Source organism: Antiquaquibacter oligotrophicus (assembly GCF_020535405.1).
Classification (GTDB): Bacteria; Actinomycetota; Actinomycetes; order Actinomycetales; family Microbacteriaceae; genus Rhodoglobus; species Rhodoglobus oligotrophicus.
This window is the reverse complement of record NZ_CP085036.1, coordinates 2,609,435-2,633,232: the sequence shown is the minus strand read 5'-3', so window position 1 is coordinate 2,633,232 and position 23,798 is coordinate 2,609,435. Positions and strand designations below refer to the sequence as shown.

The window sequence follows — 23,798 nt, the reverse complement described above, 5'->3', positions numbered from 1 at the left end:
ACGGGTCACGCCCATGGCAAGTCAGGCCTGGTCGACGGGGCACCAGTAGAGCTTGCGCCCCCCGAACTCCTCCATGACGATCGGGGTTCCGCACACTCGGCACGGCTTACCCGTGCGATGGTAAACCCAGTGACGGTCATCCCTGCTGGCGAGCGCAGCCTCGTACCGGGCGCCGCGTAAGCCGTCCATGGTGAGCATCTGACCAGTCTTCACGCCGATACGCAGCAGCTTGACCCAGTCCCGCCACAGCCCGCGAACGACCTCTTCCGGAACGTTGCGACCGGGAGTGTGGGGATTCAATCGTGCGCGGAAGAGCATCTCGGCGCGATAGACGTTGCCGATGCCGCTCACCACCGACTGGTCCATCAGGAGCAGTCCGATCGGGGTCGGCTTCTTCACCACCGTCGCCGTGAAGCGGTCCTCGGCCTTTTTGCCCTTGTCCACGAGCGGGTCCGGCCCCAGTTTGGCGATGACCGCTAGCACCTCGTCTGGCGTGAGCACATCGCACGCGGTCGGTCCGCGCAGGTCTGCGCACGTGACATCCGTCAGCAAGCGCACACGAACCGCCCCAACGGGCTCGGGCGGGAAGGACTCGACGGATGCTCCGAGCTTCTCCTGCTCGGCCATCCGGAGCCGCGCCCTCCGGGGGGCACCGATGCTCGACAACGAATCCTCGTGGGCTCCCACAACGGTGCCGTGTTGGTTCGTCTGCCCCATACGACCGCCAGCGGAGGCGATCGTCGCGTCGGCCGTGATGTCGCCAGCGAAGTCCCACGCGCCATACATGCCAAGGTGCACACGCAGCCAGAGATGGTGGTCGAACTCAAGGAACATCTGCTTGCCGACGGCTTTGGCATCGACCATCTCGTGACCGTCGAGCCTGGCAGCACCCGCGGCAAAACGCCCCTGCGGCGAACTCGCCGACACGCGCCTCCCGACGAAATGCAGGCCGAACTGTCGCGCGATGCGGTGAACGGAATGGCCCTCAGGCATCGTCAGACACCGATCGGATGGCCCGCGATCTGACCGGTGCGCTCGTACTCGGCGAGTTGCTTGATGCGACGCGCGTGGCGTTCCTCACCCGAGAACGGCTCCGCGATGAACAGATCGATGAAGTTCTTCGCCTCATCAACCGTGTGCTGGCGGGCCCCGATCGAAATCACATTCGCGTCGTTGTGCTGTCGGGCCAGAAGCGCGGTCGACTCGTTCCAGACGAGGGCCGCACGGATGCCCTCCACCTTGTTCGCAGCGATCTGCTCGCCGTTGCCCGAACCGCCGAAAACGATGCCCAGGCACTCGACACCGGCCGCCTGGTCGCGCGCAACGGCAAGGGCCGCGTTGATGCAGAACGACGGGTAGTCATCGAGCGGGTCGTACGACGTCGGTCCGTGATCGACCACCTCGTGCCCTGCTGCGCGAAGGTGGGCCTGGAGGTCTGCACTGAGCTCGAGGCCGGCGTGATCGGTTGCGATGTGGATGAGCATGACCACCAGTTTAGGGTTCGGGTGCGAGGGCGATTTTTGTCCCGCGCCGTCATCAGTTCTGTAGCGCCTCGCTGGGTGCGATGCGGGATGCTCGATGGGCGGCGACACCTCCGCCGAGCATTCCGACAACAACACCACCGACAATCGCGGCGGGTGCATAGGCAAGGTCGAACACCGGAGCCCAGCCGCGCGCGATCGTGACCGTGAGGATCGCCAGCATCCCCACGAGGAGTCCCGCGAGTCCGCCGGCCGCACCGATGATCGCGGCCTCGGTCAGCACAAGGGACACGATGTGAACTCCTCGCGCGCCCACCGCCTTGCGCAGTCCGATTTCACGACGGCGCTCTAAGACAGAAACGACCATCGAGTTGGCCACCGCTGCTCCCGCGGCCACGATGGAGACTGCCGTGAACGCGAGAAGAATACCGAGCACGTCCTGTTCAATCTCGATCCGGAGGGTCGTCGGGTCAACGGGAGCAAAAACACTGACCCGTTCCGGATCGACGGGGTCGACCATCACGGGGGTGAGTGACGCGACTTGACGAGCGGCACCGCTTGCCGTGACAACGAGAGCCTGTTCCCGACTGACGGTCCAGTCGTCGCGCACGGCCTTACCCACGATCACCCCGCCCATGAGTTCGGGCAAGCGGGGAGACTCCGTAATCACGCCGACCACGGGAACGGTTCGACCTCCAACGATGATCGCTGGCCCTTCCTCGAAGAGCGTGATGTCGAGTTGCTGGGCGAGAGACTCTCCGATCAGCGCTCCCTCGGCGAAGTCGCCGCCCACCCGCTGAATCCTGAGCCGACCAGCAGACTCGATATCCCCGGCGACACCCAGGACGCTCACGTACACCGGCGCCCGAGTGACGGTCGCGCGAACGTCGCGCTGGCCGAAGTCTTGGATGACGGCGACCGAGTCCACCCCCGCCTGGTCCACAAAACGATCGACGATCGCCCCCACGGTTGAACCATCTGACGCGGACGGGCTCCACTCCGCCGCGACCTCCCGGTTGGCGTGCGCATCAAAGGTGTCGCTGACCTGTGATCGAGCGGATGCCGCGATTCCGAGCGACCCGACCGCCAACGCAACGGCGAGCGCCACCATGAGGGCGAGTCCCGCGGATCGTCCCCGCCGAGCGAGCAGGGACCATGCCGCGTCACGCATCACATCGAGCGCGCGGACTTTCGATGGTCGTCCCGGTGGGACGGGCGCGGTTGCCTTTCCCGACGGCGACCGCGTCGCGGCTTCCCTGAGCACTCCGTCCCGCATCTGGGCACGTCGGGGCGCTGCGGAGGCGACCTCCGCCGAATGTGTGATGAGCACGATCGTGGCTCCGGCTGCATTCACGGCGCGGAGGCTCTCGACGATGCCGGCACTGTTGACGGAGTCCAGATTTCCGGTGGGTTCGTCGGCGAGGATGACCGGCGCTTGTGCAGCCATGGCCCGCGCGATGGCGACTCGCTGCTTTTCGCCTCCGGATAGTGTCGCGGCACGTTGATGAGCGGTGTGCGCGAGTCGAACTGACTCCAGCGCTCGAATGGCCCGGTCCCGACGATCCGCCGGGGAGATACCGCGATACAGCAATCCCAATTCGACGCTGTGGAGCACCGGGCGGTTCTCCATGAGGTGGAATCCCTGGAAAACGAACGCGAATACGCCGGACCGAAGCTCAGCAGCACGCCGAGGAGATCGGATGTCCACCGGCACACCGTCGATGTCGTACTCCCCCGCGGTGGGCTGATCGAGCAGTCCAATGACGTTGAGCAGTGTCGATTTGCCTCCGCCGGACGGCCCCTCGATGGCGAGGAACTCCCCCTGCGCTAGCTCCAGGTCGACCGACTTCACCGCCACTGATGCAGGCGGCCCCGCGAACACACGCTCGATGCCACGGAGGAAAAGCGTCGTCACGGGTCCACCCGCACCTTGTCGCCGGCGTCGAGCGCGCCGGGTTCGACGGGCTCGACGGCACTCAGCCCCGAGAGAGCTGCGATCTCCCGTACTGGTACGAGTTCGAATGTCCCCTCGGGAGAGAGCCTGGAGACGGCGGGATCCCGCTCCCCTTGCGCTATCACGGAACGGGTTGGCACGATCAGCGAGTCCCTGCCAGCGATCTCGAGATCGAGGCGAATCGTCGTCGAGGTGCCGACGAGCGAATCGTCGATCGATCCCGTCGGTGTGAAGGTCACGGTGCTCTCGCCAGTCTCCTCGTCAGGTTCGCCGAGGGCGGAGACGGTCATCCCTGCCACACCGTCGGCGAGCACAGCTTCGCCAGCGGTACCCGCGGTCAGTCTCGCCGCCACAGCCTGCGGCACCGTGGCCGACGCGATGAGCGCCCCCGAGGAGAGCTCGATCTGGGCACCCTCCGCCGGAGCAACTCCCACATCCGTGGTGGAGATGACGATGGCGGGCACTGACCGGGCGACGGCGAACTCCTCGGGTGGAACCGACAACTGCGTCGTAGCGGCCGCGGACGCGCCCTGACTCGGTGTCGCGCCTGGCGTCGGCACGTCGCCGGTGGGCGGAGAGTATCCCGCATCGCGGTACAACGCGGAGACCGCTGCAACGGTTTCGGGGCCGAGTTTGCCGTCGACGGTCAGCGGATGCCCGGCAGCGACGAGTCCGTTCTGAAGCTGCGACACATCCGGTCCGCTGGCGCCTGCAACGAGGTCACGGTAGAAGGGAAACGCTCCGGGCAGAAGAAACACCGGCCGCCCGCCGACCTCCAGTACAACGGCACCAGCACCCGCCGTTCCCCCGTTGCTCACCGGCTGCGCGGTCACCACCGTTCGACCATCAGAACCACCGACTGTGACGATGTCCTCGTGTTCTCTCACAATCTCCGCGCTGACACTGACGCTGTCGGTGAGATCGCCGCGGGTGACTTCGACGGTGATCGGGGTGGGAGGAGGAGGCTGTGCCGCCGATTCCCTTTGGGCGGTCGACGTGAACTGCGCCGCGAGAACCCAGCCGAAAGCGATCGCAGCGACGACCACAGCGCCGGCACCGGCGAACTGGATTGCCCTGCGGCGCGCGGTCACAGGCGCTGCCACGGGCCGCGTCTGAGGCGCATCACGGAGCATGAGGTGCGTTCGAGGCAATCGCGTCGTACACGTCACGCCGATTTGCGGTGATCGTTGCGAGCATCCGGTCGAGCGCGTCCGCGTTGTCTTTCAGGAGCGTGACCTGCCGCTCCCACTCCTCCTGATAGAGCGACTCGGCGTAACCAGACGATTCACGACACGTTGCATCGAGTGTGGCGACCTCGATCTCACCCGGTGTTGGAGCCCCCGGCTGGTCCAGGTTGAAGGTGGACACGATGTAGTCGGTCGGCATACCGATGGGCTCATCTGGAAGGTCGGGCACCCCAGAGTCGCGCACACACTCGCGCCAGCGCTTCGCCGCGGCAACGACCTCTCCGTCCTCTAACGCTCCATTGAACGCCGCACCCGCGAGATCGACCGCCAATTCGGTGTCACCGCTCAGACGGGGCAGTTCCTCACGCGCGACATCCGTGCACTCGTCGATCGCCTGGTCCTTCGCCGGAGAGATCTCCTGCTGCATGAAGAGCAGCCACGCATCCATCCCGCTATCCCGACTCGGACCATTGTGGTACCCGAACCGGCGCGCAATCTCGACAGTGAACAGCCTGCTTCCGGCCTCATTGGCCGTTTCACTCGGCCCCGCCGAAACGTCGCGCCACGGCACGTTCCACTCGAATCCCTTGGATTCCATGCAGGGCCGCATGAGCAGATTCTCCGCATAGTCAGCCGCGACAACGTGGGCCGGAATGTACTGATCGAGCGGCTGCACCCAAAGGGCTCGATTCTGATCCGGCAGCTCGATCGGTGCGTCTGCCGCGGAACCGCAGGCACTCAGGATCGCGACGAGGGAGGCCGCGGCGACAAGCGCCGCGGCCTCGTGACGACCTCGGATCACGGCCAGAAGCTCGCGAAGTAACCGGACGAGATGCGGTCATGCCAGTTCTTGGTGACGGCGCCGGTCGTGTTGTTGAGGTTGTTGTCGCCGGTTCCCTTGGCCAGAGTGAAGTACTGGCCGGTCTGGAACCAGTGCTCGTAGAACCGAACGGACTCGTAGCGCCCGTTGTTGTAGACGGAGTCCGCGGTGTCGTTGCCGCTGCCACCGTCACGGTAGGTCTGTGGGATGTAGTTGTAGATGGACTGAGCGAAACGGATGTAATCCCGCCCGTTCGTGCCCGTGACGTAACCAGCTTCGCGCCAGATGCAGGCATCTCCCGACGGGCAATCTCCTGCAGCCGCATTGGCTGGGGTTGCGCCGAGGATTCCCACGAGGCTTGTGATGGCGATGGCAGCGATGACCGCCGTGCGTGCTTTCAAGGTCCGCACCTTTCCGTGTTGTGAGTGGTAACGGTGCGGCCCGTTGGTGGTTTTATACCCTAGGCATTAAAGACAGAGTTGTCTACTCCACTGGTGTGGTGCTACTTCACAATCTGCCTTACGCGGAGGACACTGGTGAGAGAGGGTCCACAACACTGGGGGCAACGTGAAACTGTCGTCGGAATCACCACAGCTCATGCCGATTCTGTCGCCCGGGCGACACCGCAATCCGGCGAGGGGCGCGTGCTTCATGGAGTACGCGTCATATCTGGCCGGCGAGCCCTGGTCCGACAAGCCGGCGTGCACACATCCCCTGCTGGCATCCCTCGCGCGTGACGTCAACGACCTCACCTCGGATGCTCGGCGCGGCGATCTCCTCTTCCTTGTGCCGCGCGTTGTGGGCCTCTACCCCAGGAGTGAGATCTTCTCTGCGGAGATCGCGCTCATCGTGGCATCCGAGGCTCTCCCGATCGTCAGCATGGACCGCCAGCGTGCGCTCGGAGCCGGCCTGTTGTCTCTTGCCAGCCGAACCGGCGATGCCACCATTCACGAACTCGCGATCGAGGCCATCCTCCAAGTACCCGACGTCGAGCGCTGGGCACACTCGTATCTGGATCGGGTGCAACCGTCGCTGCGGGGCTGGCAGCGCTCAGCCGAGGCCATCGTGCACACCTCGACGGTGGGGATCGCGTTGGCGTGCGTCACTAGTCCGGATGCCCACCTCCGCGCCGCACTCGAGCGCTCGATCGTGGCCGCCGAACGAGCCATGCGGTCGAGCACCAAGGCCCCGGATCGGGTGCTCGTCGACGGTTAGGCTGGTCTCCCACGACGAGACAGGGAGACCCACGTGCCTGGAGAGAACCTCACCCGAATCGAAGCGCAGGAGCGCAAAGCCCTGGTCGATGTTCAGTCGTACGAGGTGTCGCTCGACCTGACGAAGGGTGCCGAGGTCTTCGGAAGCACGACGGTCGTGCGATTCACCGCCCAGGATGGCGCGTCGACGTTTATTGACGCGATCACTCACACCGTGCACTCCGTCACCTTGAACGGATCTGCTCTCGACGTCGCGGCGGTATCGGACGGCGCGCGCATCCAACTCCCGACGCTTGCAGCGGAGAACGTGCTCGAGGTCGTGGCCGACATGGCCTACTCACGCACGGGTGAGGGACTGCACCGGTTCGTGGATCCGGTGGACGACGAGGTGTACCTGTACACCCAGTTCGAGGTCCCGGACTCCCGCCGCGTTTTCGCGGTATTTGAGCAGCCCGATCTGAAGGCGACCTTCCAGTTCACCATCACCGCACCGGCCGACTGGGCGGTGGTGAGCAACTCCCCCACACCGGCCCCGGCTCCCGCGGGAGACGGCACCGCAACGTGGGTGTTCGACCCAACCCCCGTGCTCTCGAGCTACGTCACCGCCCTCATCGCGGGACCGTACGAGTCGGTGCGCTCGGAGTTGACCTCGAGCGACGGCCGTGTCATCCCGCTCGGGATTTTCGCACGCAAGTCGCTGTTCCAGTACCTCGACGCCGACTACATCTTCGAGAAGACCCGCGAGGGCTTCGCGTTCTACGAGGAGAAGTTCGCCTACCCCTACCCGTTTGCGAAGTACGACCAGCTCTTTGTGCCCGAGTTCAACGCGGGTGCGATGGAGAACGCGGGCGCGATCACCTTCACCGAGACGTACGTGTTCCGATCGAAGGTGACGGATGCCATCAAGGAGCGCCGCGTCGTGACGATCCTCCACGAGCTCGCGCACATGTGGTTCGGCGATCTCGTGACCATGAAGTGGTGGAATGACCTCTGGCTCAACGAGTCGTTCGCGGAGTGGGCATCAACCCTCGCCACAGCTGAGGCCACGGAGTGGAACGAAGCGTGGACGACGTTCCAGGCGATGGAGAAGAGCTGGGCGTACAAGCAGGACCAGCTCCCGTCGACCCATCCGGTTGTCGCGACTATCAACGATCTCGAGGACGTCCAGGTCAACTTTGACGGCATCACCTACGCCAAGGGCGGGTCGGTGCTCAAGCAGCTCGTGGCCTGGGTCGGCCTCGACGCGTTCATGGCGGGTGTCGGCGCGTACTTCCGCAAGCACGAATTCGCGAACACCGAGCTCAGCGACCTGCTCGTCGAGCTCGAAAAGACCTCCGGTCGCGAGCTCACGAGCTGGAGCAAACTGTGGCTCGAGACCGCTGGTGTCAACACACTGCGGCCCGCCATCCAGACGGATGACGCGGGAACCATCACGTCGTTCGCCGTGCTCCAGACCGCGGAGCCCGACTACCCGACCATCCGACCGCACCGTCTCGCCATCGGTTTCTACAACCTCGGGGACGGCAAGCTGCGGCGAGATCACCGCGTCGAGATCGACGTCGACGGCGAACGAACCGAAGTGCCGGAGCTCGTCGGCCAGAATCGGCCTGACCTTGTGCTCGTCAACGACGAGGACCTCGCCTACGCCAAGATTCGGCTCGACGCCGAATCACTCGCTGTGGCGATGCAGCACCTCGAGGACATCGACGACCCGCTGGCGCGTGCCATCGTGTGGGGTGCGGCATGGGATGCCACGCGCGACGCCGAGACCCGGCCGAGCGACTACGTGCAACTCGTGCTGAACAACATCGCCGCAGAGACAGAGTCGACCACGATCCGCACGACCCTCACCCAGCTGACCACCGTGGCGCGGTACTACGTCGACCCCGCGGTGAGGAGCACCACGATTGGCCGGGTCGGAGACGGCCTGTGGTCTCTCGCGAAGGGTGCGGCAGCGGCATCCGATGCGCAGTTCCAGTTTGTGAAGTTCTTCGCGAACATCGCGTCGACAGAGGATCACGTCGCGGCTCTGCGCGGGCTCCTCGATGGCAGCATTACCCTCGACGGGCTCGACGTGGACACCGATCTGCGCTGGGAGCTGCTCGAGGGCCTCGCCCTCAACAACGCACTCCCGGATGCCGAGATCGAGGCAGCGCTGCAGGCGGACAACACCTCGAACGGTCAGCAGGCCGCCGCGCGGGTTAGGGCCACCGTGCCGACCGCCAGCGCGAAAAACGCAGCCTTCGCGTCGCTCGCCGACAGTGACACCCTGAGCAACGCGATCGTGCGTGCGGTCACGATGGGCTTCCAGCACGTCAACGATCCGTCAGCCGTCGAGTCGATTGTGCAGCCATATTTCGCGTCGCTCGACGAGATCTGGGCAACCCGCAGCTACAAGATCGCTGAGCACTTCGTGGAGGGCCTGTACCCGGCCCCGCTCGCGTCGCAGGAACTCGTGGATGCCACGAAGACCTGGCTCGACGAGCATCCCGACACCCCAGCCCTTCGCCGTATGGTGATCGAGAACCTCGCCGGGGTGGAACGCGCGCTGCGCGCCCAGGCCCGAGACGCCGCCGAGGTCTAGGGGCTATGTGGCCAGCCAGATGGCGACAAGAATGATGGCCACGTAGGCGGCCCACAACGCGTACGTCCTCACTCGTCGCTCGCGCCAGAGGGCAGTGAGCACCGCGAAGACGGCCGAGAGCGCAACGGCCACGAGGATTAGATTTGGCGCGAACACGACGAGCACGGCTTCGGCGCCAAGCGCGAGGAGTGTGAAACAGGCCGCCAGGAGCGTTGGGCCGACGACGCCGGATATCGACTTTGCCGACGACGAGTCGATGGCGAGCAAGGTCTCCGGCTTTGGGTTCTGGGCGTTGAGGACTCTTCGAATCGCTCCCGGTACCCGCAGCTGGAGTGCCGCCGCGTAGGCGCCTGCCACCAGCAACCCGACAAGTGTCGGCCTTGTGCTGTCGCCAAGCCATGCCCCCGCTGCAAACATCAGAAGCTGGGCGGTATTTGCGAGAACCGAGCCGAGCACCGCGACCACGAGACTGCGCGATGCCGTGAAAACCGAGCACAGCCACGCGAGTATCACGCCACCGACTCCGAAGAGGAGACCCGTTGCGAGATAGAGGGTCACGCGGTCCGCATCACCGATGTACATGAATCCAAGGGTGATGACGGCGATCGGCACCGCAATAATGACAGCGATCGAGAGGGCATTGAGACCCCGAGCCGCCCGAGTCAGTGCCGCGAGATCGATGCCCAGGATGCGAGCTCGCTCTTCCGGGGTCGCGGCTGCCTCAAGGTGCTCGCGCAGCGCTACTTCGTCTCGCGTCACGCACGGAGCTTAGCTTGACGATCGCACAAGCTCGCGTCGTTAGGGTTGAGGCGATGGATGTTTTTGCCTTTCTTGAATCGCTCCCCGATCCGGTCACGCGACTGATCCAGATCGCCGCCGTGATCGTCATTGCGATCCTCGCGCGCATCATCCTGGTGTTCGTCATTCGGCGTGTGGTGAATCGTGTGGTCTCCGGGGTGAAGAAGCGGCACAAAGTCGATGACACGCGCGAGCTCGAGGCCTCGCCGCTCGCCGCCGTACGACTAGTACAACGAACACGGTCGCTCGGCAGCGTGCTCTCCAACGGCGCGACCGCGCTCATCGTCGGCGTTGCGATCCTGCTGATCTTCACGATTGCGGTTCCTGACGCTACGGCCGCGTTCGCCCTCATCACCGCCGCGGTCGGTGCCGGTCTCGGCTTCGGTGCGCAGAACATCGTGCGCGACGTGCTCAACGGCATCTTCATCGTCGCGGAAGATCAACTCGGAATCGGAGACGTGGTCGATCTGGGGTTGGCGACCGGCGTCGTGGAGGATGTCGGCATCCGGATCACCCAGGTGCGCGACGTGAACGGAACACTCTGGTTCGTTCGCAACGGTGAGATTCTGCGGCTCGGGAACATGTCCTACGGCTGGGCGAGAGCCATCATCGACCTCGCCGTGCCGTACGACTCCGATGTCGAGGCGATCGAGGCGCGCATCCTCGACGTCGCAACAGAACTGGCCGACGACCCAAAGTGGAAGCACCGCATCCTCGAGAAGCCGGCACTGTGGGGCATCGAGTCGATCTCGGCGGAAGCGATCGTGGTACGGCTCGTCGTCAAAACGCGCTCAACCGCGAAGGACGATGTGGCTCGTGAGCTGCGCTGGCGACTCAAGAAGGCACTCGATGAGATGGGCATCCGACTTCCCGCCCTGAACTCGATCATCCTCACCGGTTTCGAGGGGGCCTCGGGCCTCCGCAGCTCCAAGGCGGCACGGCAGAAGCCGCGGCCGAGCCTCGACGAGGTCGCCAAAAAGAACCGAGCACCCAAAGGAGAAGCGTGAGTAATCGCGAGCCCAATCCCGTCACTCTCCGCATGGGCGCCGGAGGTGACGCCGTCGACGGCAACTTCTGGGAACAGATCGGCGGTCGGCCCACCTTCGAGAAGCTCGTTCGAGCGTTTTACGTTGGGGTGCGCGACGACGACGTGCTGTGGCCCATGTATCCGGAAGACGATTTGGAAGGCGCAATTCAGCGCCTCACCGGATTCCTCGAGCAGTACTGGGGTGGCCCCACAACCTATAGCCAGGAGCGCGGTCATCCACGACTGCGCATGCGCCACCTGCCGTTCAAGGTGAACCCGGATGCCCGGGACCGCTGGTTGAAGCACATGCGCGCCGCGGTCGACAGCCTCGAGCTTCCGCCGCTGCAGGACGCCACGCTGTGGGGCTACCTGGACCGCGCAGCGCACGCGATGGTGAACACCTTCGACGAGTAGGCCGCGGGGCTAGTCACAACGACGCGGCTACTGCGCGGAAGTCGGCCAGCGACTGGTCAGCGTAGGCCAATGACCACTCCACCACCGACCGATCGAACCTGTCTGACGATCCGAGGTACCCGGCGATTGACGGAGCGTGCGGGCTCTGCGAATGCGCGCGCGCCAACACGATGGCGCACCCCGACGCGTAGGTTCCGAATTGACCAGGGGTCAGAGCATCCAGGTCAATGGAACCCTTCATGTCCCGGAACTGCCGAACGTAGTAGTGACGGTTCTCTCGCCCGGTAATCCACCCGAGGAACGGGTCGGACACGGCCTGCAGTACACGTTGATGGGACACGACCCGCTGACCCTCGTGCTGCGCCCCACCCGCACCAATGCCGCCCCATGCCTCCACAACAGACGGCAGAGCTTCCTTGATTTGGAGAACGAGTGGCTCTTCGGACGGTCCGCTGAAGAGTGCGACAAAACACCGCGTCCCGACACTGCCCACACCGACAACGCGCACCGCGACATCCACCAGCCTGTACTGGGAGAACGCCATGGCAACGTCCACACGCAGCGTCCGCGCGTACTGTTCGACGAGGTAAGACAACTCGCGACGTTCCTCATCGGAAAGACGGGCGAGGACGGGTGGGTCGTTCACAAACCGTCGATGTCCCGCGGCGTCGACCGATGTCATGCGCGCGACGGCATGCTCTGATGTGCGCTTGCGCGCTTGCCTCGCCGCCTTCTCGACGACTGAGCGCGCGGAACCACGCACTCGGGCTGAGATACGTTCCAAGTCGGCTACGCGGAAGTAGCGATCGAGAACCGGCGTCGAGACGAGTTCACGGAGGGTCGAACGATAGGCGGCCGCCGTGGCCAACGCCGTCCGGCGTGCCACCGCCTCGTCGATGCCGATATCCCTCGCACCGATGATCACGCTCGTGACAAGTCTCTTCAGATCCCACTCCCATGGCCCGACCCCTGCTTCGTCGAAGTCGTTCAGATCGAACACGAGCGTGCGCTGTGGTGATGCGAAAAATCCGAAGTTGGAGATATGCGCATCCCCGCAGCTGACGATGTGAATGCCCGTGCTGGGTGCATCCGCGAGGTCGTTGGCCATGATGGCCGCCGTCCCGCGGTAGAAAGCGAACGGGCTGGCGGTCATGCGCGCGAGCCGCAACGGCACGAGTTCCTGCACTCGCGTTGTGTTCTGAGCGTCAATGATCGCCCGTGGATCTCGCTCGGCGGGCCGATGCGTACTGAGTGAGCTGCGCGGGACACGGGCACGCAACCCCCTCCCGCGCGCGATCTGGTCTGCGTGATCCATGGACTCGGTCATCCCTCGGTGGCGTCGGCGGAGATGCTCCGACGACGCAGTCGCGCCGTCACGTCGAACGGACCGAACAGCCACGCGGCACCCGCGATGAGCAACACGACGATGATGACCGTGACGGAGGCGGCGTAAATGCCGCCGACCACCTGATCGAAGAGGATCGACGCCACCGTATCGGGGACACCGGCCGCGGTGAACTCCTGAACCACGACGCCTCGACCGACTCCGAGGCCCAGAAGCAGGACGATCATGGCCACAGCCACCCCGCCAGCGGACAGGATGAGCGAACGGATGCTCGCACCGGCGACAAACAGACCGCCAGCCACGAGTGCCAGAGCCAACCACGGCAACCAGGACGCTACAACGGTGGCGATGCGGTAGGCGGTCTGCAGGTTCGCGAGCGCGTCGGACTGAACGATCACGACGGTGCGATCGCTCGCCGGAATCTGGGCCGCGAAGCCGAGGCCTCCCTCGACGAGTGCTCCCTTCACGCGCTCGATGATGGGCGCGAGCTGGATGCCGAGGCGCCCGTCACCGTCGAGAGTCAGGGCCGAATCATCCGTGCCGGAGAGGGCACTGACGATCGCGGTATGGCTGAGCCGAAGACTCTCCTCCCACAGCGTCGAGAACGCTTCCGATTCGACGACCCTGGACACTCCTCCGGCGACGAGTTGGCGGACGGACTGTTCCACGACCCCGTTCAGCGTTGTCGTAGCGAGAGAGCCCACGACACCGTCAGTGGGCACGATGGTGCCGACGATCGATTCCGACACCGCTTCGAAGTCGATCTGCTCCTCGATCGCAGCCGTCACTCGTCCGGAGAGGAATTGCTGGACCTCGTCGCTGGCGCCGAGGGGTGCGAACGTGTCGACGAAGGTCTCCGTGTCGGTCAACTCCGCTACAGCCCACGCCGAGACGAGAGCGACCGGCGCTACAACGGCACCGATCGCGATCATCGCGATTCCGGTGATCCTGCGCCATCGAGGTGTGCGAGTAGCAGCGTCCACGTGCCTAAGCTAGAGCATCCTGCACGCCGACAAGGGAGTCTGTGTCATGAACGCCACCCCAGCTTCTACGGACGTCATCGTGATCGGAGCTGGGCTTGCCGGTCTGGTCGCAGCGGCCGAGGTTGTTGCGGCTGGCAAATCGGTCACGATCCTCGAACAAGAGCCCGAGGCGAGCTTCGGCGGTCAGGCGTGGTGGTCCTTCGGCGGGTTGTTCCTCGTGGATTCGCCGGAACAACGGCGTATGGGCATCCGCGACAGCATCGATCTCGCTCGGCAGGACTGGTTCGGCAGCGCCGGCTTCGATCGCGACGAGGACGCTTGGCCGCGGCGGTGGGCTAAGGCCTACCTTCAGTTTGCGGCCGGCGAGAAGCGTGCCTGGCTGCGCGAGCGCGGGGTCTCGTTCTTCCCTGTGGTCGGCTGGGCCGAGCGCGGCGGATACACGGCAAGCGGTCACGGCAACTCGGTGCCGCGGTTCCACATCACGTGGGGCACCGGCCCGGGCATCCTGGCCCCCTTCGTCGCCGCTGTGCGAGAGGGCGTCGACCGCGGACTCGTGACGCTTCGCTTTCGACACCGCGTCGACGAACTCATCATCGAGGGCGGTGCCGTTGTCGGCGCTCGTGGCGCCGTGCTCGCCCCCGATGACGCGGAGCGCGGAGCGCCGAGCAACCGCGACGTTGTCGGAGACTTCGACGAACGCGCCGCTGCCACGATCGTGACGAGCGGCGGAATCGGCGGCAACCACGACCTCGTGCGCGAACGGTGGCCGAAGCGCATGGACACTCCCCCGGCGTCGATGCTCAGCGGAGTCCCGGCCCACGTGGACGGTCGGATGCTCGCGATCTCCGAGTCCGCCGGTGCCCGCCTCGTCAACGGTGACCGCATGTGGCACTACACCGAGGGCATCACCAACTACGCACCCGTGTGGCCTCAGCACGGCATCCGGATACTCCCCGGGCCCTCGAGCATCTGGCTGGACGCCACCGGCAAGCGCCTGCCGGTTCCGCTCTTTCCCGGTTTCGACACCCTCGGCACGCTCGAGCACATCGTCAGCACGGGCTACGACTACTCCTGGTTCGTGCTGACCCAATCGATCATCGAGAAGGAGTTCGCGCTCTCGGGAAGCGAGCAGAACCCCGACCTCACGGGAAAGAGCGTGCGAGAGTTGCTTCGCCAACGCCTGGGCAAGGGCGCCACCGAGCCCGTGGAGGCCTTCAAACGCCTGGGGGTCGACTTCGTTGTCGCCGACACGATCGGTGAGCTGATGGCAGGAATGCAAGCGCTCACCCCCGACGTTCCGATCGACGCGGACCTCGTTCGTGAACAGATCGAAGCTCGCGACCGGCAGCTGGACAACGACTTCGGTAAGGATGCCCAGATCAACGCACTACGCCAGGCCCGGCACTATCGCGGCGACAAGCTCATCCGTGTTGCTTCACCCCACCGCATCCTGGACCCGTCAGCGGGTCCCCTCATTGCCGTGAAACTCCACATTCTCACCCGCAAGAGCCTCGGCGGAATCGAAACCGATCTCGATGCGCGAGCTCTGAACGCCAGCGGCGCGCCCGTGCCCGGCCTCTATGCCGCGGGAGAGGCAAGCGGATTCGGTGGTGGCGGGATGCACGGCTACCGGTCACTCGAGGGAACCTTCCTCGGGGGATGCCTCTTCAGCGGACGCACCGCGGGGCGGGCCGCGGCATCCGCCGTTTGACACCTAGGCTGGGAGTACTCGACGCGATGGAGGAGAACCATGACCAACCCAACGACGCCGAATGTCCCGGCCGCCTGGTATCCGGACCCCGCGGGGAGTGGACGCCAACGCTGGTGGGACGGCACTCAGTGGACTGAGCACTTCCAGGATTCCTACACCGCGGCAGCTGCCGGCGGCGAACTGAAGGCTCCTGCTGGCACCAAGTCCTACAACGTGTGGATCTGGCTCGTCACGGTGCTCCCATTCGTCACCGTGCCCTTCCTCCCCCTCATCGATGTCGGGTCGGCGTTCACACGTGAGAATCTGCAGAACCCCGAAGCGATGGACCGGGCGCAGTTTGAACTACTGTTCTCGCCCGCCTACATCTCCTTGATGCTGGTGGGTCTCCTCTCCACCGTCCTCATCATCTTTTTTGCATACAAAGACTGGAGCGAATTGAAGAAGGCGGGTGTGCCCCAACCATTCCACTGGGCCTTCGTCTTTCTCAACCTCGTGATCGGGCCCGTCTATGCGATCGGACGATCAGTGATCGTGAAGCGCCGCACCGGCCACGGTTCGGCCGTCATGTGGGTGACCATCGCTCTGATCGTTCTTTCGATCGTGGTCGTGGTCGTGTGGACGGTTGCGCTTATCAGCCAGATCGTGGAAGTCGCGACGCTGTAGTGCTCAACGCGCGATGCTCCACGAGCGTCGCTTGACAAGCACGTGGCCGCGCTTGGTCGTCAGTCGCGTCCACGGGCCAGATTCGTGCACAGAAACGACATCACCCTCGTGCAAGAACCCGAGGCTCAGCGCGGCAAAAGCGGCGCCAGCCGGAATGTGGTCGTAGCCCTCGATCGGCCGTCCCCAGATTTCGGTGCGAACCCGCTGCACGATCTGCTCCCCCGTGCCCGTCGGAATGGCGGCCGCCACCTCGGCGATACCCGCGCGGGCGGCCGCATCAACGAGCTCGTGCGGGATGGGTTCGAGCGCGTGCCAACCGCCACGGGGCGGTGAGATCGCGGCCCACGTGACCGTGTTGACCTCCATCGGCAGCGAGACGACGATTCCCTCGCTCATGTCTGCCGCGGCAGCGGACTCGAGAAGACCCTCGACGCGCATGAGCAGTGAACGTACAGGCACCACAACGTCGAACTGGTCCGTGCTGGCAAGCGCGAACGTGCGGAGCCCGAGAACGGTGGGGCTTTCGTCGAGGAGACCAACCGGATGCAGAACGGAGACATACACGGCGAGCACACCCGAACCGCCGATGAGACGGACCGAGCCGTCCTCGACCCGCATCGCCCGGCCAAGGAAAACGTGAAGATCGCCGAGCGCAAGAGAGTCGACGAGAGTGAGAGTGCGGGACATCAGTCTTCTAAACTACAGGGCATGCACGACCCATTGGCTGGCCTGCTCGCTGCACTCGATCTGCAGGACACGGGGGCGCGAACGAGCGAAGACATCTTCACGGGCCCGAGCCAATGGATGCCCCTCGGTAGGGTCTTCGGCGGGCAAGTCCTCGCACAGTCCCTCATCGCAGCCCAGCGCACGACGGCACAGGACCGCACCGTCCATTCGATGCACGGGTACTTCCTGCGGCCGGGCAAGGTCGAACTGCCCATCACGTTCGCGGTCGACCGCATCCACGACGGACGCTCGTTCTCGACCCGACGCACCCAGGCATACCAGGAAGGTGTTCCGATCCTCTCGATGATCGCGTCCTTCCAAGACCACGACCCCGGGCTCGAGCACCAGGTGAGCATGCCGACGGATGTACCAGACCCGGAGTCTGTGCCGTCCGCTGCGACATCCCTCGCCGGCGTCGACCATCCCATCGCGCAGTTCTGGGCCACCCAGCGACCGTTCGAGATGCGGCACGTGCCCTCGCCGATCTACTTCTCCGTCGAGGGCGAACGAGTGGCACATCAAGCGGTGTGGCTCAAGGCGATCGGGCCGCTACCCGACGACCCGAACCTCCATCGGGCGGCGCTTGCCTACGCGAGCGACTACTCGATACTCGAGCCCATCCTCCGTCGGCATGGTGTGCCGTGGTCGACACCGGGACTCAAGATGGCGAGTCTCGACCACGCCATGTGGTGGCACCGGTTTGCCCGGGTCGACGAGTGGCTGCTCTATACCCAGGAATCACCCTCGGCGACCGGAGGTCGCGGCCTCTCGCTCGGCCGAATCTTCACACGAGACGGAGTGCTCGTGGCGAGCGTCGCGCAAGAAGGAATGGTGCGCGTTCCGGCGGCCGACGAGGTGCGCTAGCCGCGTTTCGTGAAGGAGACTGGCTCCTCCACGTAGGGCGCCCACGCTTCGCGCTGCTCATCCGCAATCCTCTGCGGGCGTCCGGTCTCCGCGCGCACCATGACAATCGTCGTAGCTGCCTTCGTGTACAGCACCCGCGGGTCGACGCCCTCGGGCGAATACACCTCGTAACACACCTCGAGGCTTGCGCCGCCGAGACGCCCGATCCACAGCTCGATGTCGATCGGGGCGCGCATGTACGGGATCGGCACCAGGTATTCGATCTCCTGGCGAGCGATGAGGCTGATCGTCTCGGCACCGGGCCGAGCATCCAGAATCGCCGTCGCATTGCCCTCGCCGCCGTCATCCGGGCGCCAGAAAGCCTGGATGCGAGCCTCCTCGAGGATGCGCAGCATCTCCGCGTTGTTGACGTGGGCGTACGCGTCGAAGTCGCTCCACCGAAGCAGCACCGGGATGTGGAGACGCGTCATGGAAGAAGGGTAACTCGTAACCGGGCGCGAGACGCGCCCGGCGATGAGCCGCGCGAGGCCCAGAAATGGGCCTCGCCCCGAGCGAGCTAATCGCGAGTGAGCTTGCGGTACGTCATGCGACTGGGCTTCGCAGCATCCGGACCGAGACGCTCGATCTTGTTCTCCTCGTACGCCTCGAAATTGCCCTCGAACCAGTGCCAGTTCGCCGGGTTCTCCTCGGTGCCCTCATAGGCGAGGATGTGCGTCGCGATGCGGTCGAGGAACCACCGGTCGTGGGTGATCACGACCGCGCAACCCGGGAACTCCAGGAGGGCGTTCTCGAGGCTGCCGAGGGTCTCGACATCCAAGTCGTTGGTCGGCTCGTCGAGAAGAAGCAGATTGCCGCCCTGCTTGAGAGTGAGTGCGAGGTTCAGGCGGTTGCGCTCGCCACCGGAGAGGACACCGGCCTTCTTTTGCTGATCCGGTCCCTTGAACCCGAACTGGCTCACGTAGGCGCGAGACGGGATCTCGGTTTTGCCGACCTGGATGTAGTCGAGCCCTTCGGAGACGACCTCCCACAACGTCTTGTTGGGGTCGATACCCCCGCGGGTCTGGTCAACGTAGGAGATGTCGACAGTCTCGCCGACCTTGAGGTCACCGCCATCGAGAGGCTCGATGCCCACGATGGTCTTGAACAGGGTCGTCTTACCGACACCGTTGGGGCCGATGATGCCCACGATTCCGTTGCGCGGCAGCGTGAAGCTCAGTCCATCGATGAGGACACGATCGCCGAAGCCCTTCTTGAGGTTCTTCGCCTCGATGACCTGCGATCCGAGACGCGGACCGACGGGGATCACGATCTCCTCGAAGTCGAGAACTCTGGTCTTCTCGGCCTCGGCCGCCATCTCCTCGTAGCGAGCAAGACGTGCCTTCGACTTGGTCTGGCGTCCCTTGGCGTTGGAGCGAACCCACTCGAGTTCTCCAGCGAGTCGCTTGGCAAGCTTCGCGTCCTTTTTGCCCTGCACCTCCAGGCGTGCCGCCTTCTTCTCGAGGTAGGTCGAATAGTTGCCCTCGTACGGGTAGAGGTGACCGCGGTCAACCTCCGCGATCCACTCGGCGACATGGTCGAGGAAGTACCGGTCGTGGGTGACGGCGAGAACGGCGCCGTGGTACTTCGCGAGGTGCTGCTCGAGCCAGAGAACACTTTCGGCGTCGAGGTGGTTGGTGGGTTCGTCCAGAAGCAGAAGATCCGGCTTCTGGAGGAGGAGCTTCGTGAGAGCGACGCGGCGCTTCTCACCACCGGAAAGGTTCGAGACGATCGCATCCGATGGCGGTGTGCGGAGAGCATCCATCGCCTGCTCGAGCTGGGAATCGAGGTCCCAGGCGTCTGCGGCGTCAATCTCCTCCTGCAGAGTGCCCATCTCGGCGAGTAGTGCGTCGAAGTCGGCGTCGGGCTCGGCCATCTCCATGCCGATGGCCGCGTGACGGTCCACCTTGGCCTTGATCTCGGCAACACCCTCTTGAACGTTCTCGAGAACCGTCTTGTCTTCGTTGAGTTCGGGCTCCTGCATGAGGATGCCCACCGTGTAGCCGGGCGTCAGCCGAGCTTCACCGTTCGAGGGCGTGTCGAGGCCCGCCATGATCTTCAGGATCGTGGACTTACCTGCACCGTTGGGGCCGACGACCCCGATCTTCGCACCCGGGAAGAAGGACATCGTGACGTCATCGAGGATGAGCTTGTCACCGACCGCCTTGCGGGCGCGGACCATCGAGTAAATGTATTCGGCCATGGGGTCAAGTCTACGAGAGCCGACTACAGCCCCAGACTCCGATCCTCTTGCGGTCGTGCACTGACACAATTGCCACATGGCGCGACGGAGGGAATTCGACAACGTAGGCGACGGAATAACCGCACACGTTCTGTGGAGCATCGGCGTGCTGGGATTCCCGCACAGAAGTCGGCTTCGATCAACATACATTTTTGACCTCATGACGGGGGACGTAGTTCCCTCGTCGCGTCGCCTTGAACAGTTGGCGAGTGAGTATCGCGACGATTTCACTCGCCACCTTGACGCTCGATCGATTCCGAAAGCTTGGGCAGAGTCCGCAACACTGACAGTCGAGTTCAGCGAGCGCACGCGAAACGATCAGTCCCTAGCCATGTGTCGTGTGTTGGTGACAGACGACCTCGGCAGGATTCACTCGTCGACGCGACGTAGCGGCGTCTGGCACCCAGCTCGACGTGGCCTCTTGAGGGCGCTTCGCTTGTCACTGCGTGACTGGACCGCGAAATAGCACTAGGAGCGACCGAATGTATTCGGCCATTGCTCCATTCTACGGAGCGGAACGAAGCCGACCCGTCGCTACCAGTCGATCGGGCGTGTGACCCCGACAAGGCACTTGCCGGTGCCGAGAACGGGTGCGATGACGCTCGTGTAGGCGGTCGGGCTCAACTGGCCGATGAGGCATTCGCCCTGCATCCGCACCGACACGATGATCGAGTCAGCCGGGATGTTGAGCGCCGTCGTGTCGTACGTCACCTCCATATCGGCCTTGTTGAAGCCGTGGTTGGCGAGATTGGTGACGATGTCGGCGCCCGGGCCCATCTTGTAGTGACCCCAGTAGTCCTCGTTGACGTAGTCGAAGAAGAGGTGGTTCGCCGCGGCCGTGCCGGTGGGGTGGAAGATCGGGATCCGTGTGGGGGTCGGTGTGGGGGTTGGTGTTCCGGAACCCGACGATGTGGGCACGGGCATCGGATCAGGTGAACCACCGATGCACGCAGACAACGTGAGAGCGACCAGCGATGCCACTCCGATCGCAGCCAGGCGCTGTGCCTGTCGTGGCATCCGAGACCTCCTCATGCGGCGCGTCCGCTCGAACAGTGTAAAGCGGAGACGCTGGGAGCGATGTCAGAACGCGGGTTCGGGTTCGACCGACTGAACGAGATCAGGTTCGAACGAGTGCTGCTGCGGCGCCGAAGCGGAGGTCGCGGGAGTATCCGAAGTGCGAGCCTCGGAGGTCGGTGCTTCGCGCGGGGTTGCGGAGTTGCTCATCGAGCGTGTGAAGGTCGTGGTACCCCAGAGAAGGTCGTGTCCGATCGCCTCCGCCTCAACATCCACATTCATCCCGCTCCGCTCCCCCGTATCCCAGGAGCGGATCTTCACCCTGCCCGTCACGATTACCCGCTCCCCCTTCTTGAGCGAACCGCTGGCGTTGATCGCGAGCTGACGGAAGCACGTCACCGAGTACCAGTTCGTGTCGGCATCCACCCATTTACCCTCGTTTTTGTCGTATCGACGCTGTGTCGAGGCCAGCCGGAAGCTCGTGATCGCGAGGCCCTCGCTGGTCACGATGTGCTTGGGTTCAGTGCCAACGAGGCCGGTCAGCGTGATGGTGTCAGTCATGGTCGCTCCTGGTTGTGGTGGACGGATGCACGGGGCGGCGCTCGTGCCGGGAAAGCCGCCCCGGCATCCGATGCCCACAGCTTGCCGTTCCGCGTGGACGCCCCGAGTGGGCCTTCGCTGATCTGGGGAGTGAGGTTGGACCAGCCTGATCGTGCGGAGAGGATCACGCCGTAGGCTGAGGAAATGGTTTACGAAGCAGCCTCCGATCGGTACGAGCAACTCGAGTATGTGAGGGTCGGCCGCAGCGGCCTCAAGCTCCCGAAAATCAGCCTGGGCCTGTGGAACAACTTCGGTAACGATCGCCCCCTCGAGACACAGCGTTCGATCATCCGTCGCGCCTTCGACCTCGGCGTCACTCACTTCGATCTCGCCAACAACTACGGCCCACCGGCCGGAGCCGCGGAGAGCAATTTCGGACGCGTTATGCGCGAAGACCTCTCCCCGTACCGCGATGAACTCATCATCTCGTCGAAGGCCGGATACGACATGTGGGACGGCCCCTACGGCGAATGGGGCTCGCGAAAGTACGTTCTCGCGTCCCTCGATCAGAGCCTCGCGCGCACCGGACTCGACTACTTCGACATCTTCTACTCCCACCGCCCTGACCCCGACACTCCGATCGAGGAGACGATGGGGGCGCTGGCTACGGCCGTTCATTCCGGCCGCGCTCTGTATGTGGGCGTATCCAACTACTCGCCCGAGCAGACCCGCGCCGCGGCCGCCGCACTCGCGGAGCACAAGATTCCGCTCCTCATTCATCAGCCGCGTTACAGCATGTTCGACCGCCACATTGAGGACGGCCTCTTTCCCGTGCTCGATGAGCTAGGCATGGGAAGCATCGTCTTCTCGCCGCTTGCTCAGGGTTTGCTCACCGATCGCTACCTCGATGGCATTCCGTCGGACTCGCGCGCGGCAGAGGGACGATGGATGAACTCCGACACGATCGACGAGGTCTACCTGTCGCGCGCCCGCGCTCTCAACGAGATCGCCGCCGCCCGCGGCCAGAGCCTCGCTCAACTCGCGCTGCTGTGGGTTCTGCGTGTGCCCGAAGTGACTTCTGCCCTCATCGGCGCCTCGAGTGTGGCCCAACTCGAGAACAACCTCGCCGCACTGGACGGTGCCGCCCTCACGGACGACGAACTCGCCGCGATCGAGCCGTTCGCGGTGCACGGTACCGGCTTGCGCTAACCGTCCGCGTTGCTGTGTCGACGAGCTCACAGTGTCAGTGGTCGAAGTTATGTTCGAACCACGAAGATTCTGTGGAGAGGACACATCGTGACGACGCTCAATTTCACTGCACCGACCGCAGCAGCACCTGGGGTTTCCAGCGTTGCGCTTGGGGACGGACTGTGGCGAATCGTACGAGCCAACGGCGAAGTACTCGGGTACATCGAGAGGCACGCGACGACATCAGGGGACCGCTTCACCGCCAAGAGGATGCTCGCACGGCAGCGCCGTTTCCTCGCCATCGGCGACTTCTGGCGCCTCGACGACGCGTTTGACTGCTTCCGCTACTGACGCGTGTCGCCACGATGGCCTTGTGACTGGAGAGGTTACAGTGACGACATGATGCTGGAGTGGTGGAACGACATTGTTCGCTGGTTCGCCTCGGATGCGGGGCAGACCATCATGGTGACCGTGGTGCTGCCCTTCGTGGCGATCCTCGCAGCAGGCCTCATCGCGGGACTGATCATGCGTGGTGCCATGAAGCGGTTCGTGGTGCTGCAGGACCGTCAGGCCAAGGTGGCGGCTATCGCCGGTCTCGCGGCATCCGCTCGCAAAGCCGCGGTGTGGAGCAGCCTCACAGCCCAAGAAAAGCTCTACGTCGAGCAGCAGACGAGTGAAGCGGAAGTCCGCGTTCGACTTCTTCCCGTCGCTGGCGCGAGTGAGGCAGCGGACTGGGCCTCGTACCTCATCTCTTCGATGAAGAAGAATTCGGCGAACTACGGCTTCCAAGCCGAGCAGGATCTCAAGAACCTTCAAGACGGCCTCGTCGCATGGCACCACAAGCCGGCACGAACCCGCAAGATGTTTACGCAGGACCTCGCGACCTGGAAGTTCGACTCGTCCGCGACCGAGGACGAACTGCTCACCAAGCAGCGCGAGTGGGCTGCTCAGCAGGAGACGGCCCCCTTCGAGCCAGCCAAGATCTGATCTCGCCCGACGAAGCCCAG

24 protein-coding genes are annotated in these 23,798 nt (G+C 64.4%); 10 read left to right on the top strand and 14 right to left on the bottom strand.

The window, feature by feature from the left end:
* Nucleotides 1-21: 21 nt before the first annotated feature.
* Genes LH407_RS12870 through LH407_RS12845 form a run of 6 tightly spaced genes read right to left on the bottom strand, consistent with a single transcriptional unit; the run spans nt 22 to nt 5,843 of the window.
* The gene (locus tag LH407_RS12870) at nt 22-993 is read right to left on the bottom strand and encodes an Fpg/Nei family DNA glycosylase (protein WP_322133585.1); all 972 of its coding nucleotides are present in this window, start codon (nt 991-993) and stop codon (nt 22-24) included.
* 2 nt (nt 994-995) lie between these two features.
* The gene (locus tag LH407_RS12865) at nt 996-1,484 is read right to left on the bottom strand and encodes a ribose-5-phosphate isomerase (protein WP_322133586.1); all 489 of its coding nucleotides are present in this window, start codon (nt 1,482-1,484) and stop codon (nt 996-998) included.
* A 52-nt stretch (nt 1,485-1,536) separates the two neighbouring features.
* Nucleotides 1,537-3,396, bottom strand: a complete 1,860-nt coding sequence (locus LH407_RS12860) for an ABC transporter ATP-binding protein/permease (RefSeq protein WP_322133587.1) — start codon at nt 3,394-3,396, stop codon at nt 1,537-1,539.
* Nucleotides 3,393-4,538, bottom strand: coding sequence for a peptidoglycan-binding domain-containing protein (locus LH407_RS12855; RefSeq protein WP_322133588.1), 1,146 nt, complete (start codon nt 4,536-4,538; stop codon nt 3,393-3,395). Before LH407_RS12855 ends, LH407_RS12860 begins: the two co-directional genes overlap by 4 nt.
* A gap of 19 nt (nt 4,539-4,557) precedes the next feature.
* On the bottom strand, nt 4,558-5,424 hold the full coding sequence (locus tag LH407_RS12850; protein WP_322133589.1) for a hypothetical protein: 867 nt from the start codon (nt 5,422-5,424) through the stop codon (nt 4,558-4,560).
* Nucleotides 5,421-5,843 carry a peptidase inhibitor family I36 protein gene (locus LH407_RS12845; protein WP_322133590.1) on the bottom strand — a complete coding sequence of 141 codons (423 nt, stop codon included), beginning with the start codon at nt 5,841-5,843 and terminating at the stop codon, nt 5,421-5,423. Before LH407_RS12845 ends, LH407_RS12850 begins: the two co-directional genes overlap by 4 nt.
* A 250-nt stretch (nt 5,844-6,093) precedes the next feature.
* Here LH407_RS12845 and LH407_RS12840 point away from each other — a divergent pair, with 250 nt between their 5' ends.
* Both LH407_RS12840 and pepN read left to right on the top strand, forming a co-directional pair.
* Complete coding sequence (locus LH407_RS12840) at nt 6,094-6,657, top strand: hypothetical protein (protein WP_322133591.1); 564 nt, start codon at nt 6,094-6,096, stop codon at nt 6,655-6,657.
* A gap of 33 nt (nt 6,658-6,690) precedes the next feature.
* Complete coding sequence (gene pepN, locus LH407_RS12835; RefSeq protein WP_322133592.1) at nt 6,691-9,240, top strand: aminopeptidase N; 2,550 nt, start codon at nt 6,691-6,693, stop codon at nt 9,238-9,240.
* Between the two features lie 3 nt (nt 9,241-9,243).
* Here the strand turns inward: pepN and LH407_RS12830 are convergent, their stop codons facing one another.
* Nucleotides 9,244-9,999, bottom strand: a complete 756-nt coding sequence (locus LH407_RS12830) for a hypothetical protein (protein WP_322133593.1) — start codon at nt 9,997-9,999, stop codon at nt 9,244-9,246.
* 53 nt (nt 10,000-10,052) lie between these two features.
* Here LH407_RS12830 and LH407_RS12825 point away from each other — a divergent pair, with 53 nt between their 5' ends.
* Together LH407_RS12825 and LH407_RS12820 are read left to right on the top strand one after the other, a co-directional pair.
* Complete coding sequence (locus LH407_RS12825; protein WP_322133594.1) at nt 10,053-11,045, top strand: mechanosensitive ion channel family protein; 993 nt, start codon at nt 10,053-10,055, stop codon at nt 11,043-11,045.
* A 32-nt stretch (nt 11,046-11,077) separates the two neighbouring features.
* Nucleotides 11,078-11,479, top strand: coding sequence for a globin (locus LH407_RS12820; RefSeq protein ID WP_322134932.1), 402 nt, complete (start codon nt 11,078-11,080; stop codon nt 11,477-11,479).
* A gap of 13 nt (nt 11,480-11,492) precedes the next feature.
* On the opposite strand, the gene LH407_RS12815 is transcribed toward LH407_RS12820, so the two are convergent.
* Complete coding sequence (locus LH407_RS12815) at nt 11,493-12,758, bottom strand: DUF2252 domain-containing protein (RefSeq protein WP_322134933.1); 1,266 nt, start codon at nt 12,756-12,758, stop codon at nt 11,493-11,495.
* A 44-nt stretch (nt 12,759-12,802) separates the two neighbouring features.
* A complete protein-coding gene (locus tag LH407_RS12810; RefSeq protein WP_322133595.1) occupies nt 12,803-13,807 on the bottom strand; it encodes a hypothetical protein in 1,005 nt (334 codons plus the stop codon).
* Between the two features lie 46 nt (nt 13,808-13,853).
* On the opposite strand from LH407_RS12810, the gene LH407_RS12805 reads away from it, so the two are divergent.
* Together LH407_RS12805 and LH407_RS12800 are read left to right on the top strand one after the other, a co-directional pair.
* Nucleotides 13,854-15,518 (top strand): FAD-binding dehydrogenase, encoded by a 1,665-nt coding sequence (locus tag LH407_RS12805; protein ID WP_322133596.1) that lies wholly within the window; start codon nt 13,854-13,856, stop codon nt 15,516-15,518.
* A gap of 39 nt (nt 15,519-15,557) precedes the next feature.
* Nucleotides 15,558-16,181 (top strand): DUF2510 domain-containing protein, encoded by a 624-nt coding sequence (locus tag LH407_RS12800; RefSeq protein ID WP_322133597.1) that lies wholly within the window; start codon nt 15,558-15,560, stop codon nt 16,179-16,181.
* Between the two features lie 3 nt (nt 16,182-16,184).
* On the opposite strand, the gene LH407_RS12795 is transcribed toward LH407_RS12800, so the two are convergent.
* Nucleotides 16,185-16,868 carry a hypothetical protein gene (locus LH407_RS12795; protein WP_322133598.1) on the bottom strand — a complete coding sequence of 228 codons (684 nt, stop codon included), beginning with the start codon at nt 16,866-16,868 and terminating at the stop codon, nt 16,185-16,187.
* A 21-nt stretch (nt 16,869-16,889) separates the two neighbouring features.
* Between LH407_RS12795 and LH407_RS12790 the strand changes: the two genes are divergently transcribed.
* On the top strand, nt 16,890-17,771 hold the full coding sequence (locus tag LH407_RS12790) for an acyl-CoA thioesterase (RefSeq protein WP_322133599.1): 882 nt from the start codon (nt 16,890-16,892) through the stop codon (nt 17,769-17,771).
* Here the strand turns inward: LH407_RS12790 and LH407_RS12785 are convergent.
* The 4 genes from LH407_RS12785 to LH407_RS12770 form a co-directional block, all read right to left on the bottom strand.
* Entirely contained in the window at nt 17,768-18,241 is a 474-nt protein-coding gene (locus LH407_RS12785) for an acyl-CoA thioesterase (protein WP_322133600.1), read from the bottom strand. The genes LH407_RS12790 and LH407_RS12785 overlap by 4 nt on opposite strands.
* 86 nt (nt 18,242-18,327) lie before the next feature.
* On the bottom strand, nt 18,328-20,010 hold the full coding sequence (gene ettA / locus LH407_RS12780; protein ID WP_322133601.1) for an energy-dependent translational throttle protein EttA: 1,683 nt from the start codon (nt 20,008-20,010) through the stop codon (nt 18,328-18,330).
* A gap of 573 nt (nt 20,011-20,583) precedes the next feature.
* Entirely contained in the window at nt 20,584-21,066 is a 483-nt protein-coding gene (locus LH407_RS12775) for a DUF6993 domain-containing protein (RefSeq protein WP_322133602.1), read from the bottom strand.
* Between the two features lie 63 nt (nt 21,067-21,129).
* Nucleotides 21,130-21,624 (bottom strand): single-stranded DNA-binding protein, encoded by a 495-nt coding sequence (locus LH407_RS12770; RefSeq protein ID WP_322133603.1) that lies wholly within the window; start codon nt 21,622-21,624, stop codon nt 21,130-21,132.
* 183 nt (nt 21,625-21,807) lie between these two features.
* Here LH407_RS12770 and LH407_RS12765 point away from each other — a divergent pair, with 183 nt between their 5' ends.
* From LH407_RS12765 to LH407_RS12755, 3 genes are all read left to right on the top strand, one after another.
* Entirely contained in the window at nt 21,808-22,812 is a 1,005-nt protein-coding gene (locus LH407_RS12765; protein WP_322133604.1) for an aldo/keto reductase, read from the top strand.
* Between the two features lie 87 nt (nt 22,813-22,899).
* Nucleotides 22,900-23,142 carry a hypothetical protein gene (locus LH407_RS12760; RefSeq protein ID WP_322133605.1) on the top strand — a complete coding sequence of 81 codons (243 nt, stop codon included), beginning with the start codon at nt 22,900-22,902 and terminating at the stop codon, nt 23,140-23,142.
* A gap of 48 nt (nt 23,143-23,190) precedes the next feature.
* Nucleotides 23,191-23,778 (top strand): hypothetical protein, encoded by a 588-nt coding sequence (locus LH407_RS12755; RefSeq protein WP_322133606.1) that lies wholly within the window; start codon nt 23,191-23,193, stop codon nt 23,776-23,778.
* Nucleotides 23,779-23,798: the final 20 nt, after the last annotated feature.

Bases quoted from the DNA above. Each gene is read 5' to 3' on its own strand.
- LH407_RS12870 (WP_322133585.1), bottom strand. From the start codon at position 993: ATGCCTGAGGGCCATTCCGTTCACCGCATCGCGCGACAGTTCGGCCTG.
- LH407_RS12865 (WP_322133586.1), bottom strand. From the start codon at position 1,484: ATGCTCATCCACATCGCAACCGATCACGCCGGCCTCGAGCTCAGTGCA.
- LH407_RS12840 (WP_322133591.1), top strand. From the start codon at position 6,094: ATGGAGTACGCGTCATATCTGGCCGGCGAGCCCTGGTCCGACAAGCCG.
- LH407_RS12825 (WP_322133594.1), top strand. From the start codon at position 10,053: ATGGATGTTTTTGCCTTTCTTGAATCGCTCCCCGATCCGGTCACGCGA.
- LH407_RS12820 (WP_322134932.1), top strand. From the start codon at position 11,078: ATGGGCGCCGGAGGTGACGCCGTCGACGGCAACTTCTGGGAACAGATC.
- LH407_RS12805 (WP_322133596.1), top strand. From the start codon at position 13,854: ATGAACGCCACCCCAGCTTCTACGGACGTCATCGTGATCGGAGCTGGG.
- LH407_RS12800 (WP_322133597.1), top strand. From the start codon at position 15,558: ATGACCAACCCAACGACGCCGAATGTCCCGGCCGCCTGGTATCCGGAC.
- LH407_RS12795 (WP_322133598.1), bottom strand. From the start codon at position 16,868: ATGTCCCGCACTCTCACTCTCGTCGACTCTCTTGCGCTCGGCGATCTT.
- LH407_RS12790 (WP_322133599.1), top strand. From the start codon at position 16,890: ATGCACGACCCATTGGCTGGCCTGCTCGCTGCACTCGATCTGCAGGAC.
- LH407_RS12785 (WP_322133600.1), bottom strand. From the start codon at position 18,241: ATGACGCGTCTCCACATCCCGGTGCTGCTTCGGTGGAGCGACTTCGAC.
- ettA (WP_322133601.1), bottom strand. From the start codon at position 20,010: ATGGCCGAATACATTTACTCGATGGTCCGCGCCCGCAAGGCGGTCGGT.
- LH407_RS12775 (WP_322133602.1), bottom strand. From the start codon at position 21,066: ATGCCACGACAGGCACAGCGCCTGGCTGCGATCGGAGTGGCATCGCTG.
- LH407_RS12770 (WP_322133603.1), bottom strand. From the start codon at position 21,624: ATGACTGACACCATCACGCTGACCGGCCTCGTTGGCACTGAACCCAAG.
- LH407_RS12765 (WP_322133604.1), top strand. From the start codon at position 21,808: ATGGTTTACGAAGCAGCCTCCGATCGGTACGAGCAACTCGAGTATGTG.
- LH407_RS12755 (WP_322133606.1), top strand. From the start codon at position 23,191: ATGATGCTGGAGTGGTGGAACGACATTGTTCGCTGGTTCGCCTCGGAT.